General features: G+C 49.3%; 13 protein-coding genes and 1 tRNA gene. 10 read left to right on the forward strand and 4 right to left on the reverse strand.

All coding sequences use genetic code 11. From position 1 onward, the window contains the following. Window positions 1-28: 28 nt before the first annotated feature. From AADEFJLK_RS01965 to AADEFJLK_RS24315, 5 genes are all read left to right on the forward strand, one after another. Window positions 29-379, forward strand: coding sequence for a CHC2 zinc finger domain-containing protein (locus AADEFJLK_RS01965; protein WP_103973118.1), 351 nt, complete (start codon window positions 29-31; stop codon window positions 377-379). Then, window positions 376-2493, forward strand: coding sequence for a YfjI family protein (locus tag AADEFJLK_RS01970; protein ID WP_146054489.1), 2118 nt, complete (start codon window positions 376-378; stop codon window positions 2491-2493). Before AADEFJLK_RS01965 ends, AADEFJLK_RS01970 begins: the two co-directional genes overlap by 4 nt. Before the next feature lie 244 nt (window positions 2494-2737). Continuing rightward, on the forward strand, window positions 2738-3742 hold the full coding sequence (locus AADEFJLK_RS01975) for a tetratricopeptide repeat protein (protein WP_103973120.1): 1005 nt from the start codon (window positions 2738-2740) through the stop codon (window positions 3740-3742). Between the two features lie 86 nt (window positions 3743-3828). After that, entirely contained in the window at window positions 3829-4101 is a 273-nt protein-coding gene (locus tag AADEFJLK_RS01980) for a hypothetical protein (RefSeq protein WP_103973121.1), read from the forward strand. A gap of 43 nt (window positions 4102-4144) precedes the next feature. Next, entirely contained in the window at window positions 4145-4288 is a 144-nt protein-coding gene (locus AADEFJLK_RS24315; protein WP_170065011.1) for a hypothetical protein, read from the forward strand. A 185-nt stretch (window positions 4289-4473) separates the two neighbouring features. On the opposite strand, the gene AADEFJLK_RS01990 is transcribed toward AADEFJLK_RS24315, so the two are convergent. The 3 genes from AADEFJLK_RS01990 to AADEFJLK_RS02000 all read right to left on the reverse strand — a co-directional run bounded on the left by AADEFJLK_RS01990 (window position 4474) and on the right by AADEFJLK_RS02000 (window position 6453). Then, a tRNA-Ser gene (locus AADEFJLK_RS01990) sits at window positions 4474-4563 on the reverse strand. A gap of 134 nt (window positions 4564-4697) precedes the next feature. Then, window positions 4698-6101: an ammonium transporter gene (locus AADEFJLK_RS01995; protein WP_088619353.1), complete on the reverse strand. Its 1404-nt coding sequence runs from the start codon at window positions 6099-6101 to the stop codon at window positions 4698-4700. A 13-nt stretch (window positions 6102-6114) separates the two neighbouring features. Further along, complete coding sequence (locus tag AADEFJLK_RS02000; protein WP_088619354.1) at window positions 6115-6453, reverse strand: P-II family nitrogen regulator; 339 nt, start codon at window positions 6451-6453, stop codon at window positions 6115-6117. A 396-nt stretch (window positions 6454-6849) separates the two neighbouring features. Here AADEFJLK_RS02000 and AADEFJLK_RS02005 point away from each other — a divergent pair, with 396 nt between their 5' ends. Further along, window positions 6850-7113: a hypothetical protein gene (locus tag AADEFJLK_RS02005; RefSeq protein WP_146054490.1), complete on the forward strand. Its 264-nt coding sequence runs from the start codon at window positions 6850-6852 to the stop codon at window positions 7111-7113. A 101-nt stretch (window positions 7114-7214) separates the two neighbouring features. On the opposite strand, the gene AADEFJLK_RS02010 is transcribed toward AADEFJLK_RS02005, so the two are convergent. After that, on the reverse strand, window positions 7215-8576 hold the full coding sequence (locus AADEFJLK_RS02010) for a porin (protein WP_103973124.1): 1362 nt from the start codon (window positions 8574-8576) through the stop codon (window positions 7215-7217). Between the two features lie 473 nt (window positions 8577-9049). Here AADEFJLK_RS02010 and glnA point away from each other — a divergent pair, with 473 nt between their 5' ends. From glnA to ntrC, 4 genes are all read left to right on the forward strand, one after another. Further along, complete coding sequence (gene glnA, locus AADEFJLK_RS02015) at window positions 9050-10459, forward strand: glutamate--ammonia ligase (protein WP_088619357.1); 1410 nt, start codon at window positions 9050-9052, stop codon at window positions 10457-10459. 181 nt (window positions 10460-10640) lie between these two features. After that, on the forward strand, window positions 10641-11924 hold the full coding sequence (locus AADEFJLK_RS02020) for a tyrosine-type recombinase/integrase (protein WP_103973125.1): 1284 nt from the start codon (window positions 10641-10643) through the stop codon (window positions 11922-11924). 585 nt (window positions 11925-12509) lie between these two features. Then, window positions 12510-13559 carry a nitrogen regulation protein NR(II) gene (glnL, locus tag AADEFJLK_RS02025; protein WP_088619359.1) on the forward strand — a complete coding sequence of 350 codons (1050 nt, stop codon included), beginning with the start codon at window positions 12510-12512 and terminating at the stop codon, window positions 13557-13559. After that, window positions 13552-14961: a nitrogen regulation protein NR(I) gene (ntrC, locus tag AADEFJLK_RS02030; protein WP_088619360.1), complete on the forward strand. Its 1410-nt coding sequence runs from the start codon at window positions 13552-13554 to the stop codon at window positions 14959-14961. The genes glnL and ntrC overlap by 8 nt, the downstream gene beginning before the upstream one ends. Window positions 14962-15019 lie beyond the last annotated feature (58 nt).

A 15019-nucleotide genomic window follows, 5' to 3' on the forward strand; every position in this document is an offset into this window, starting at 1 on the left:
CACCCGCGTAATGCAAGGGTAAACCAACATGAGCAAACAAAACTATAGCCGACCATCAGGGCTACCCATAAACCAACGGCGGCACACCCGCCCATTGAACGCCGACCATATCCGGCAAACCCTAAGCCCGGCGGATTTTTACCGCCACGAACTGCCCGGCGCACCGCTAAAAAAACACGGCTGGAACGACGGCGGTTTATGCCCGTTCCATGACGACAACAGGGCGGGCAGTTTTCGCGTCAATCTGGAGACAGGCGCGTTTAAATGCTTTTCATGTGGCGTGGGGGGCGGTGATGTGATCGCCTTCACCATGAGCCTGTACGGGCTTAAATTTACCGATGCGCTGGCAAAGCTGGCGGACGATTGGGGGCTTTTATGAGCGGCATACCCAAAATTTATAAGGGCAAGCCCTTAATCCACGCATGGCCTTATCGTGACCGCCAAGGCGAAATTATCGGGATTGTTGGCAGGTATCAGGACGGCAGCGGCAAGAAAGACATCGTGCCATTTTTTAAACGCAGCAGTTCCGGTTGGGCGGCGGGCGCACCTGATGACCCGCGCCCTTTGTTTGGGCTGGACAGGCTGGAAAAACAACCGAAAGACAAAGCCGTTATGATTCCTGAGGGCGAGAAACCAGCGGCGGCATTGCAGGGGCTTGGTGTTTGCGCGGTCACTTCCCTAGGCGGCGCAAACGCGGCAAACAACACCGATTGGACACCGTTCAATGGTATCAAGACCGTTTATATTGTGCCTGACAATGACAAACCGGGCGAACACTACGCGCAAACCGTTTACAGGGCGTTAATGGCCTTGGACTCACCGCCGACCGTTAAAATAATTCGGCTGGAAGGCTTGCCGGACGGCGGCGATATTGTGGACTGGTTGCAAAACTACGCGCCGGATTGGGATGGTTACGCGCCATTTCCGGCGGATTCGACCGCGTGGGCCATGGCTGAATTACAGGCCAAGGTAAAAAATGCCGAACCCGTGCCGGGCGATTGGGCAACAATTGACGATGGCCTGCCAAGCGGTTGGCCAGAACCCATTGAGATAAAGGCGGATTTAAAGCCGGTTGCACCTTTTCCATTGGATGCGTTGCCCGATGCCTTTAGGGCTTGGGTTGCGGACATTGCGCACCGGATGCAATGCCCGCCCGACTATGTAGCCGTGGCGGCAATAATTGCCCTGTCCGCCGTTGTCGGCAAGAAAGGCTTGATCAAACCCAAATCAAAAGATGACTGGACGGTTAGCCCAAACCTCTGGGGACTGAATATCGGACGACCAAGCGTCATGAAGACCCCCGCCGCCAATGAAGCCATGAAGCCGCTGAACTGGCTGGAAATCACGGCTAAGGAAGCGTTTAAACAGGCATTAGAAGCCAATGAGGTGGAGCAGTTCATTAATAAGGGTGGCCGCGAATTGGCAGAGAAACAGGCAAAGGAATTGATCAAGGCCAAGAAATTTGACGATGCAAGGCGGTTGCTGGTTGATAACCCGTCGGAATCCGACAAGCCCACACGCCGCCGCTATATCATCAATGATACGACCATAGAAAAACTGGGTGAGTTGCTTAATGAAAACCCCAATGGCTTACTACTGTATCGGGACGAAATCAGCGGCTGGCTAAAGACGATTGATCGCGAGGATCGCAGCAATGACCGCGCCTTTTATATCGAGGCTTTCAATGGCTTGGGTTCTTATACATTTGACCGCATAGGGCGTGGAACAATCGACATCAGTAGCGTTTGCCTATCAATTTTGGGCAATATCCAGCCGGGGGTGTTGCGCCCTTATCTTAATGATGCGAAAAATGGCACTGCAAGCGATGACGGCATGATCCAACGGTTCCAGCTAATGGTGTGGCCTGACTTGGGCGATTGGCGGCACATTGACCAATGGCCGGATAATTCCGCCAAGGATGCCGCCGCAGATGTTTTCACCCGGCTTAATGATTGGGAAGGGTACATGGAAGCCGCACGGTTCAGCGAAGATGGGCAAAAAGCGTTTGACGCTTGGTTTTGCAGGCTTCACGAAGAATTGAGGGCGGATGACATCCACCCCGCGATTGAATCACACCTTGGCAAATACAAGTCAATGATGCCAAGCCTTGCCGTACTTGTTCACTTGGCTGATGACCCTTATCACGGCGACACAGTGGGCATTGACGCGGTAAAAAAGGCTATGGCTTGGTGCGATTACCTTAAAACCCACATGTTGCGGGTTTACGGTTCCGCACTTGACCCCGTGGATGCCAATGCAAAAACCATTCTGGCCAAAATCGGATCGGGAAAATTGCCGGACTGGTTTGGGACGGGGGATGTGAAGCGCGGCGGCTGGACGGGGCTTGACACATTGGATGCAATTAAAGCGGCGTTGGCGCGGCTGGTTGATTACGGATGGCTTCGGGAACACAGGCAGCCCGGAGGCACATTAGGCGGGAGGCCTTCCGTAAAATATGCAATACACCCGAAATTTCAAAAACGCGCCAGTTAAGAGCCTACCAAACCTACCAAACCAGTAAAGTAGGTTTAGTAGGGGCATACCCCGCACATTTCCAGAAAAATCATATTTAAGGCCGGACATTCCGGCAAGGATTTACAGAATGAATGGCATGGCGGCACTTAGGCGACGCGCCAGCAAACCCGTGAAGTGCGGTAATTTTTAAAAGTATTAGGTTTAACTTATACTACCTAGAAATTATCCATCATCCTTTTAATTGGGCTTTCAGGAATTTTAAATGAAAAAATCATTTTGGGCTTTAGTGTGCATTTTTGCAATCAGCGGTTTAACCGGATGTTTTCCGAAAAATGAAACTCACCCAAACTTTGCCGACCCAATGCTTGATCAAGCACATAATACACAGGCTTCCTTAAAGATAACGGAAGCAGAAAGAGATAGAATTATTAAGAAAACCGGTTCAAGTGAAAGCTATTATTCAAAAGACTGCCCCATTTACCTTGCCTTTTGGCAACAAGCCGCCCAAGAAGGACAAGCCATTGCCCAAGGGCTTTTGGCGGGTTGTTATCTCAATGGCCAAGGAGTAGCCAAAGACAAAAACCAAGCGGCCATGTGGTATCGCAAGGCCGCCGAGCAGGGGAACGCTGATGCACAAAAAAACTTCAAAATTATATCTTATGCCGAAGCCGCCGAACAAGGAAATGCCGAAGCGCAATATAATTTAGGTATGGCGTATGCTAGAAATGAAGTGGTAAATGAAAGTGATAGATATGAAGCCATAGCGTGGTTTCACAAGTCGGCATCACAAAGGAATGTAAAAGCAATTTTTAGATTAACAAAAGTGTATTCGAGTGATCATAGTTTACCAGGCTGGCCATACCAATCTAAATATTGGTCTGATAGTCTTTACTGGCATCAAATTGCTGACGGACAGACCGGGTTTTTAGATATAAGTAATTGCGCATATAAAAACATACCAAAGATTAAAAAGCAATGGCTTGCCAAACACGAATCATTAACTCGAAAAAATATGTATTATTGGACAGCGAAACTGCTTGATTATTGCCCAACAGAAATATCAAACGCAAAAAAAGCTTGTAACTATTTAGGCATCACAGATGAATATTGCGATAAGCGAATTGATTTTTTTACGCGAGGCCAATTAGTATTGGAGAAAATGTCGGATGATACTAATGATATTTATTTTAATGATGATAATACAATAAAAAAATATCAGATAAATTATGATGTTCCTCGGATTGCTGATATGCCTTGGTATGAATGAAGTCTTAAGTAAAGGGAGTATATAAGTTACTGACCTATTAAAGAATGTCGGCAACGGGCAAATTTTGGCTCATAGGAGGCCCATAAATGAACAATAACCTACCCGTAGAGATAGACGGCATAACGGGCGAAGTCGAGACCCTACCCCCACACAAGGGGCAGCGGTATCGGTGCAAACTGGACAGCCTAGGGGATGTTAAGCGCGAGATGGCAAAGGTTTACCGCGAAGCCCGAAGCGGCCTAGTGGACGTGCAGGAAGCCACCAAGCTTACATGGTGCTTACAGGCAGTCGGCAAGGCTATCGAAGGTTCAGACCTTGAAAAGCGTATTGAAGCACTGGAGGCCAAGAATGGGCATTAAGCAACGTGTTGCGAAGCTGGAGGCGGCGAACAAGACCAATGACATGCGTTGTATACCGCTTGAATGGATGTATAACTGGGGGTGCGAAGTGCCGCCCGAAGCCTTCGAGAGGGTCAATAGCTTGCCAGAGTTTTACGACCGTGCGCGGGCGATTCAGCAAAGACCCCAAGAAAATCCTAAGGATTGATTGAAACGCGCCAGATAAAGGCCGCTTTCGGGTGTTTTTTTGCGTCTAAAATCCGGCAACAGGTGCGGATAAAAAGAAATTAAGCAGGATTAATATTCCCAATGCCGAAAGCACGGTAGGGAATACGGTAGGCTTTGATTTGTAAAATTATTTTTCAATAAAAACAATATGTTACATTGATAGTATGGCGGAGAGGCAGGGATTCGAACCCTGGGAGGGGATCAACCCTCAACGGTTTTCAAGACCGCCGCATTCGGCCGCTCTGCCACCTCTCCAACAGCCGTACATGATATACAGTACAGGTTGTCTTGTCAAGCTTTGGTTTTATTTATTGCCGGATAATCCGACAAAGGCTTATCAAAAAACGGGTGCGGACACCCGTTTTTGCTTTGGATGACCTTGCAAATTTTTAGTCGTGGTAAGCGGATTCGCCATGCTCGGACACGTCAAGACCGATCCGTTCGACTTCTTCGCTGACGCGCAGGCCAATAACCATATCGACCAACTTGTAGGCGACAAAAGACACGGCACCTGACCAGACGATGGCAACACCGACACCCCAAGCTTGATTGATTAACTGAGTCATGATGCTGTAGTCAGGGGCGACAGCATTAGTGACATAATCCCAAACGCCAGTACCGCCTAACGCAGGGCTGGCGACCACCGCCGTACCCAACGCACCGATGATACCGCCGACACCGTGAACGCCAAAAGCGTCTAAGGAATCGTCATAGCCGAATATGTTTTTCATGCTGGAGACCGACCAGAAGCAGACCGCGCCAACAAACAGGCCTAAGAAAATGGAACCCATAGGGCCTGCCCAGCCGCAAGCGGGAGTGATGGCAACTAAGCCGGCGATAGCGCCTGACGCGCCGCCTAACATGCTGGGTTTGCCGCGCATCAGCCATTCTGCCGCAACCCAAGACAAGGTCGCCGCTGCGGTGGCCAATAAGGTGTTAATAAAAACCAGTGCGGCAAGGCCGTTAGCTTCCAAGTTTGAGCCGACGTTAAAGCCAAACCAACCCACCCATAACAAGGAGGCGCCGACCATGGTGAAGGTAACGCTGTGTGGGGCGAGGGATTCTTTTTTATAGCCCAAGCGTTTGCCGACCATAATACAGCCGACCAAGCCGGCAATACCGGCGTTAATATGCACAACTGTGCCGCCTGCAAAATCCAAAGCGCCTTTTTGAAACAGGAAGCCGGCGGTTGCGCCTGCCGTTTCTGCCGCTGCCGCATCGGTATACGCGTCAGGGCCAGTCCAGTACCAAACCATGTGGGCGATGGGCAAGTAAGCGAAGGTAAACCACAACAGGATGAAGACCAAGATGGCTGAAAATTTGACCCGTTCGGCAAACGCACCGACAATCAAAGCAGGAGTGATGCCTGCAAACGTCAACTGGAAGGCAACATAAGCAAATTCCGGGATGGCAACGCCTTTAGAGAAGGTTGCCGCCATAGAGTCGGGCGTAATGCCTGCCAAAAACATTTTGCTAAGGCCGCCGAAGAAGGCATTGCCTTCGGTAAAGGCGATACTATAACCGTAAATGGCCCAAAGGATAGCCGTCATTGCAAAAATGACAAAAACCTGCATAAGGATTGACAGCATGTTTTTGGCACGCACCATACCGCCGTAGAACAGCGCAAGACCCGGCACGATCATGAGGATGACTAAGACGGTCGAAACCATAACCCAAGCGGTATCGCCTTTGTTGACAGTCGGAGGCGGGGGGGCATCGGCGAAACCGAATTGACTAAACCCTAACAAGGCGAATGCTAGCAGTGTAGTGATGAGTGATTTATGTTGTTTCATGTTTTCTCCTTAACTACAGTGCTTCATCGCCAGTTTCGCCGGTACGGATCCGAACAACCTGCTCTAAATTAGTTACAAATATTTTGCCGTCGCCAATTTTGCCGGTGTTGGCGGCTTTGGTGATCGCTTCAACAGCGGCATCGACCAAGGCTTCGCCCACAGCGACTTCAATTTTGGCTTTTGGTAAAAAATCAACAACATATTCTGCACCACGATACAGCTCAGTATGACCTTTCTGGCGACCAAAGCCTTTGACTTCGGTAACGGTGACACCCGAAACTCCTATGTCTGAAAGAGCCTCGCGGACATCATCCAGCTTAAATGGTTTAACAATAGCGGTTATTAGTTTCATTTCATCCTCTTTGCGTATAGTAACGATTCAGAATTAGCTAAAGCATGGAGTGTGCCAATTGTTCAGGGTAATCAATAGGCTTGTTATCTGGCTACCTTCTTTGATACCTTGCCAATAGCGCACTAAAATAGAGCGGTTTGTAGGATTAAGGTGCAAAAAGGGGCGGGCGGGCATTTAATTTCGAGTCGATACCATGTATCATTCCCTGCCAGAGGGGCTTGCTGCCCCTCTCCTCAATGCTGTTAGCCCAGCCCCATTCCGCCAAAGCGGCTTTATCACAGAATTTGCCGAAGGCGAATGAAAATCCGCCAGCGGATCTGCCATCCGCTGGCGGATTAGGCCAACAGGATTGTTACCACCCTGCCCTATTAAAAAAATCATATTATGGAAAAATATATGGCTTACCACACCTTCTCCGCCTGTCGGCATCTGTTACCCTTACTCGGGCTTATCCTGTGTCTGTCGGGCTTTTCTTCGGTAAGTTTTGCCATGCCGCAGGTGGCGCAGCCGCCGGAGATAAAGGGCTGTCGGTATCTTCAGAAGGTTGTCGGCAATTCGGGTTATGGTAAAAATAATGGCTGGCAGAAGCTGGCTAAATACGCGGTATTTAGCCAAGCCGAGCGGATAGCGGCAACCCATCTGGTGTGGGTGCGCTTTTAACGGGGTTGCAGTGGCAAAAGCTTGCCGCTGCGGATCTTAAATTAAGGGGCGGCGGCTAATAAGGCCCGCTAATTGGCGGGTCTTATGCCAAAGCGGCGTGGTTAGAACGTTACTGTCACGTCGGTAGAGAAGGTGATTTGATCAGTAACATTGTTGCCGGGGGTGGTGGCGAAGCTGTTGCCACGGATAACAAACGGCGAGTAGCCATGTGAATCGCCAACGATGTCATAACGGACGTTTGGACGCAATCTCAACCATTCTTTAGGCTTCCAAGTAACACCAGCAGTAAATTCATAATAAGTGGCTGGGGCGCAGCTTGACAGATATTGTCCGGCGGCGGCATAGCTGACGCCTTGGTTATCGGTAGCGGCGCCAATTCTGCCGGGCGAACACACTCTCAAGCCGTTTTGGTCGCGGAACCATTCGGCACGGATACCGGCGACCACTTTGTCGCTGATGTCATAGTACAGATGGGAGTTAACGCCATACCATTCGGCATCCACTGAGTTGGGTGTGCTTGTGGCATAGTTATAGGTATTGTCGGCAAAGCCGTGGTCATGTTGCAAAACCAAATGAGTTTTTTCGTTAATGTTATGCTTTAAGACTATGCTATACAATGCCCAAGTGGCTTTGCTGGTTTCGGACGTGTCGCCATAAGTACCCGCGATGTTCAAAGAAGTCGCTTTGTCATCGGTGGTGTAGGTGGCGCCCATAATGCCAGACCAATTGCCCAACTGGCGATCCCAGCCGCCATCCCAGCCGCCTGTTGCACTGCCGGTCAACAGGCCGCCCATCAGCGCCCAGTTGCTGTCGACGTTGTAATTGCCCAAGATGCCGGTGTGCGTGAAAGGCTCGCCGTATTGCATGGTGTAAGCATGGGTGTAGAAGAAATTATCAGGTGCAGGAACGGTTTCATAACCAATCGGCGTGTAAAAGTGACCTACTTTCAGGTTTAAACCCGTTCCGACTGGCACATAACTTTCCAGGTATGCTTGTGGCAAGGCGATATCATAGAAGCGGTTGCTGTTGCTGCCCAGCATGCTCAAGTCCCAGTCGCTACGTTGCAACGCCGCAGCGCTGTTAACGTCAAAGGACGGTACGCCATAAGCTTGGGTAAAGATGGAGTCGGTGCCGTACATAAAGTCGAAGCGGCCGCCTAGGTCAAATTTGCTGCCTTCAGTCGCTACAGCGCGTTGTAGGTACACGTTCAATTGGTTGACTTGGAACTCGGCAGCACGGTCGCCGAACGTTATCGGGCCATTAAAATTATTTTCGGGTTCGTTGCCGTTATAGGTAACGCCGGCATTCGCCCAAGCGCCGACGACGAAGCCGGAGTGGTCGAACGCGCTTTCAATTTCCTTATAGGCGCCACTAGCGTTTGCGTCTGTCATGCCTGCCGTTGATAATATGCCGCTGATCGCCGCAAACAATATCTGATTTTTGCGTTTTAAAATAATTTTCATTTTTGAAGCCCCCTTAAAATAAGGTCTGAATAATAAGATTTGTTGTTTTTTAGCAACAGTTTCAGTATTTCAGAAAAACACTGAATAAGGTTTAGCAATGATTATGCCATATATAAATTTTCTTTAAAAACAATTTGTTAGTGTATTTTTAGTTGTGATAGATTACTTATATTGCACTATATTAGTGCAAATAAATTATTTAACGCTTTTTTGTGCGCAATTAAGTTGCAGCACAGCCACAATAGCAACAATTGTAGCTTTTTGCTAACTTATTTGTTATCGATAGTGATTTTTTATACATTTCAATAAAATGCCTAAATGAAGAAGATCGTGCCAACAAAAATGCGTCCCTAAACGCTCTCCCACACAGTGCATTTTTTATTGGCTAAGCCAGCAAAAAAAATGTTATCGTTATGAGTGTTCAGCAGTAAAAATGCTGGCTTCATTATAATAACCATAAATAGGAGACAACGATGTCTGTAGAAAATGTACTTAAGATGATTCAAGAAAACGACGTGAAATTCGTCGATTTCCGGTTTTGTGATACCCGCGGTAAAGAACAGCATGTTACCTTCCCTGCCCATACGATTGATGAAGATACCTTTGAAGAAGGCAATATGTTTGACGGCTCTTCTATCGCGGGCTGGAAGCACATCAACGAATCCGACATGATTCTGATGCCTGATCCGTCAACCGCTGTTATGGATCCTTTTTATGACGACAACACGCTGATTATCCGTTGCGATATTATCGAGCCTAAAAACATGCAAGGTTATGAGCGTGACCCCCGTTCATTAGCCAAACGCGCCGAAGCTTATTTGAAATCAACCGGCATTGCCGACACGGCATTCTTTGGCCCAGAAAACGAATTCTTTATTTTTGACGATATTCGCTGGGGCACTGACATGAGCGGCTCTTTTTATAAGATAGATTCGCAAGAAGCGGGTTGGAACTCAGAAAAAGTCTATGAAGACGGCAACATCGGCCACCGCCCAGGCGTTAAAGGCGGTTACTTCCCCGTTCCGCCAGTCGATTCGTTCCAAGACATGCGCTCTGCCATGTGCTTGACTTTAGAGCAATTCGGCATGATGACCGAAGTCCATCACCACGAAGTGGCGACAGCTGGCCAATGCGAAATCGGCGTTAGATTCAATACCTTAGTTAAAAAGGCCGACGAAGTGTTGGGCCTGAAATATGTGGTCGCCAATATCGCCCATGCTTACGGCAAAACCGCTACTTTCATGCCTAAGCCTATGGTCGGCGACAACGGCAGCGGTATGCACGTCCACCAATCTTTGGCTAAAGACGGCGTTAACCTGTTTTCAGGCGATCTGTACGGTGGCCTGTCCGAAACAGCCCTGTATTACATCGGCGGCATCATTAAGCACGCCAAAGCCTTAAACGCGTTCACCAATGCTTCAACCAACAGCTACAAACGTCTGGTTCCTGGCTTTGAGGCTCCTGTTATGCTGGCTTATTCAGCGCGTAACCGTTCCGCTTCTATCCGCATCCCTTTCGTCAGCAACCCTAGAGGTCGCCGTATCGAAGTGCGCTTCCCTGACTCCACCGCCAACCCTTATTTGGCGTTCGCTGCGATGTTGATGGCCGGCTTGGACGGCATCCAAAACAAGATCCACCCAGGCGAAGCGATGGACAAAGACTTGTACGACTTGCCACCTGAAGAAGAAAAAGCTATCCCACAAGTGTGCCACGCTTTCGACCAAGCATTGGACGCGCTGGACAAAGACCGTGAGTTCTTGACTCGTGGCGGCGTTTTCACGGATGACGTAATCGATGGTTATATCGAACTGAAAATGCAGGAAGTGACTCGTTTGCGCATGAGCACACACCCTGTCGAGTTTGACATGTACTACAGCCTGTAACGTTTGCGCCTGTTCCATACAGGCTCACGCTTTATACAATGACCCCGCAAGCCCTTTGGCTTAGCGGGGTTTTTTATGCCATGATTACCCTTGTGCTAAAGCATTAAATCCGCTATTTTTGCCCCCTGCCCCATCCGTTTCCTGTAGAATTATCGGCAATATCAAAAAATAGGGGGTGAAAATGGCGCTGACCGATACGGAAATCAGAAAATTAAAAGCGATCGGCAAGGACTACCAAAAAGCCGATGCTAAGGGGCTGGTGCTAGTGATACGGGCAGCGGGAGGGAAGTTTTGGCGCGGTGAATTACGGCTTAACGGTAAAAAATTCCGGTACGGATACGGCAATTACCCAGAAATGACCTTGGACAATGCGCGTAAGATTCATGCGGTGGCCAGACAGCTTGTCGAATTTGGCAAGCACCCGGCAACGCTGCTCGACCATCCGCAAGCCAAACGGATGGTCATTGACGGCTGCGGCATTAAAGAACTGGAAATTCAGGCCATCGCCCACCAAAAAGCCGAAGCCATCCAAGCCATGATGACTTTTGGCGAAGCCGCTGGCAAGTATAAAGCGGAGTGGGTGGATAAAAAGTGGAAAGCCCCTGATAAAGGCTGGGCGCCGGTCAGATTGCACTTATTGCCAAAACTAGCAGATACCCCGCTGGAATTAATCGATGTGGCCTTGCTGAGAGAGTTAATTTATGACTTGAGAGAGCATAAAGGCGTGGTGACCGCCCTTTCCTGCCATGGTTGGGCGAACCGGATATTCGGCTATGCCGTTGAGCATGACTATTGCACGCACAACCCGGCAGTATTGATTAAGGCCGCTAGAGTCGGCAACCGCACCAAGCGCACCCGCTGGCTATCGACACCGGAAATCAGGCGTTACCTAACCGGACTGTACCAAGCGGATTGTTATCGGGGCTACAAACTGGCTCTGCACCTGCTCTTAATGTTGGCGTTACGCAAAAGCGAATTATGCGGCGCGGCGTGGTGTGAAATAGATTTCGACAAAGGCGAAATGCTGATACCCGCAGCGCGTATGAAAACGAAAAAAGACCACTTGGTCATGCTGCCTGCTCAGGCGGCAGAAATGCTGCAAGAACTGCAACGCTTTGGCGGCGGCAGCCCATGGGTTCTGCCCATGCCCACCAACCCAAACCGAGCCATGCACAGCAATAATCTTGACGGCGCTCATAACGCGGCCTTGGCAGCGGGTGAGATTGCCGATTACAACATCCACGACCATCGCCACACCGCATCGACACATCTTAGGGAGCAAGGCCACTCCCCCGAAGTGGTGGAAACTGCCTTAAGCCACGCCATCCCCGGCATGGCAGGTACCTATTCTCATGCCCAATATAAAAACCAGCGGCTAGAGATGCTGCAATCATGGGCCAATTTTCTTGATACTGTGATGACCGAGCGGACGGTGATACAGGCGACCTTTAGAAAAGTCTTGTGATCACCGCAAACCGGATACTCCAATAAGGCAAGCTGTGCTTTCGGGTAAATTTCTGCGCAAAATGACCGTCCCGCACAAAAGCCCCTTATTTAGCCCCCTGTTTTCATTTATTGCCACTATAGGCCTTGATAAAAATAGTGCCATGTACTATCTACCCTAGTACATGGCACTATGTCGTGCCAAGATCCCGATAGCATCCCTTTCGCTCGGATTTTTTGGAGGGGGACTGTAAAAACCGATACCCCACAGCACAGCACAGAAAATGTGGTGGTGGACGGAGGGCTCGTTTTCCCTGCCCCATTAAGCCAAGCAACATCCATTTAGTTATTATTGCCGTATTTTCTTAAAAATGCCCCGAATGGGGGCGTTTTTTATTTATCACTTTTTATAATCCTATCCGCACTATTTTAGCCAAGCTAAAACGCACCACTATGGCGCATTTTTTGCCTCATAGGTTATACTTGTGCGGCTAAAAGCCTTCTGATTCGCCTAAGGTGCAACTGCAATAACCCTTACACGCACCGTAGACAATTGGTCTAATAATTGCTATACCCTAGCGTAACTTAAAATGGACTTACCCACATCATGTATAAACGCATTCTTGACCACCTTAACACCGCCATATTGCTCTTTAATAGGGATTTAGTCCTTACCTATATCAATACGGCTGGGGAAATTTTGCTGGCGGACAGCTTCCATCACTTGGTCGATCAAAATGCTGGCGATTTGTTTAAGTCGTCTGACTCAGCTTTGCTGTTAAATCTAAAACAATGCTTGACCATGGGCGAGCCCTTGGTTGAGCGGTCATTAACGCTCAACCGGATGAGCCAGAATATCACCGTTAACCTCAGCGCCACGCCGCTGTTAAATAAAGATGAAATTATCGAAATTCTGCTTGAGCTTCAGCAAGTGGACTCGCATTTGCGCATTTCTAAAGAAGAGCGCCTGCTGACCCAGCAAAATACCGCCAGATTATTGGTCAGGGGCTTGGCGCATGAAATCAAAAACCCTTTGGGCGGTTTGCGGGGGGCTGCGCAATTGTTGGACTTGGAATTGCATGACCCTGAACTGAAAGAATACACGCAAATTATCATTGCCGAATCTGACCGCCTCCAAGGTCTGATGGATAAAATGCTTGGCCCTAATAAGCTCCCCAATAAAAAATCCCTGAATATCCATGAAGTATTGGAGCGCGTCAGGCAATTGGTGCAGGTCGAATCCAGCGGCAATCTCATGGTAAAACATGATTACGACCCAAGTATTCCAAATATACTCGGTGATAAGGATTTGCTGATCCAAGCAATTTTAAATATCACCCGTAATGCAGTCCAAGCCACCGAAGGCAAAGGGCATATTATTATCAAAACCCGTATCCATAGGCACATGACGATAGGCCGCAAACATTACAAGCTGGCGGCAAAAGTGGACATTATTGACGACGGCCCAGGCATAGATGCGGATATGCTGAACCAAATTTTTTATCCCATGGTAACAGGCCGGGCCGAAGGCACGGGTTTGGGGCTGTCAATTGCCCAATCCCTGATTAACCAGCATAACGGCATTATTGAATGCAACAGCGAACCTGGCAATACCGTATTTTCAATCTATTTACCCGTGGAGACCGGCAATGAATAACTCCGAAACCGTCTGGATTGTTGATGACGATAAATCTATCCGTTGGGTGGTGGAAAAGGCTTTACAAAAAGCCGCCATCAACACCCGCAGCTTTTCGGGCGCGAAAGAGTTGCTGGTTGCCTTAGAGCATGATATCCCCGACGCGTTAATTACCGACATCAGAATGCCGGGCATGGATGGATTGGAGTTATTGAAAAGAATTCAAGACAACCATCCTAAGCTGCCCGTCATTGTCATGACGGCGCATTCTGACTTGGAAAGTGCGGTGTCGGCTTTTCATGGCGGGGCTTTTGAATATCTGCCGAAGCCTTTTGACATTAAAGAAGTGGTGGATTTGGCGCACCGTGCCTGTATCCACGGGCGGCAACAGCATTCTGTTACCGAGGAACATGCCACGCTGGAAGCGACACCGGAGATTATTGGCGCGGCCCCGGCGATGCAGGAGGTGTTTCGGGCCATTGGCCGCTTGGCAAAGTCCCATATCACCGTGCTGATTAACGGCGAATCCGGCACGGGCAAGGAATTGGTCGCCAAGGCTTTGCATCGGCACAGCCCACGCGCCAAAAATCCGTTCATTGCCCTGAATATGGCGGCGATTCCTAAAGATTTGATGGAATCGGAATTATTCGGCCACGAAAAAGGCGCGTTTACCGGCGCGGCGGCGCGGCGGGCCGGGCGTTTTGAGCAAGCCAACGGCGGCACTTTATTCCTTGACGAAATAGGCGACATGCCCGCCGAGTTGCAGACCCGTTTGTTAAGGGTCTTGGCCGATGGCGAGTTTTATCCGGTCGGCGGCCATGCTTCGGTAAAAGTCGATGTGCGTATCATTGCCGCCACCCACCAAAATCTGGAGGTGCTGGTACAGCAAGGCCGTTTCCGTGAAGATTTGTTCCATCGCCTGAATGTCATCCGCATCCACATCCCGCCCTTACGCGACCGTAAGCAGGACATCCCGTTATTATTACGGCATTTTTTAAACCAAGCCGGACAAGAGCTAAATACCGAGATAAAGACGTTAAAAGCCGAAGCGGAAGGTTTTTTAAGCACGTTGGAATGGCCGGGTAACGTCAGGCAATTAGAGAACATTTGCCGTTGGCTAACCGTGATGGCATCAGGGCGGGAGATCCATTTGCATGATTTGCCCCCGGAATTGCTTAATACCCCGGCGGAAAAAATTACCGCCGGTTCCGATTGGGAATCGTTACTGAGGGTTTGGGTCGACCAGCAATTGTTTAATAAAGAAAACGAAGTCGCCAAACAGACGATCCCGACGGTGGAAGCCATCTTAATTAAGTCGGCACTGAACTTTACCCATGGCAAACGCCACGAAGCGGCCATTTTACTGGGTTACGGGCGCAACACCCTGACGCGTAAGATTAAGGAATTGGGGATAGAGGATTAGTGCTTAGCGGGTTGGCAGGATACTGCTGACCCGCCAGTCCATGCCATCCCTAAGCCCC

This window comes from Methylovulum psychrotolerans (assembly GCF_002923755.1).
GTDB lineage: Bacteria > Pseudomonadota > Gammaproteobacteria > Methylococcales > Methylomonadaceae > Methylovulum > Methylovulum psychrotolerans.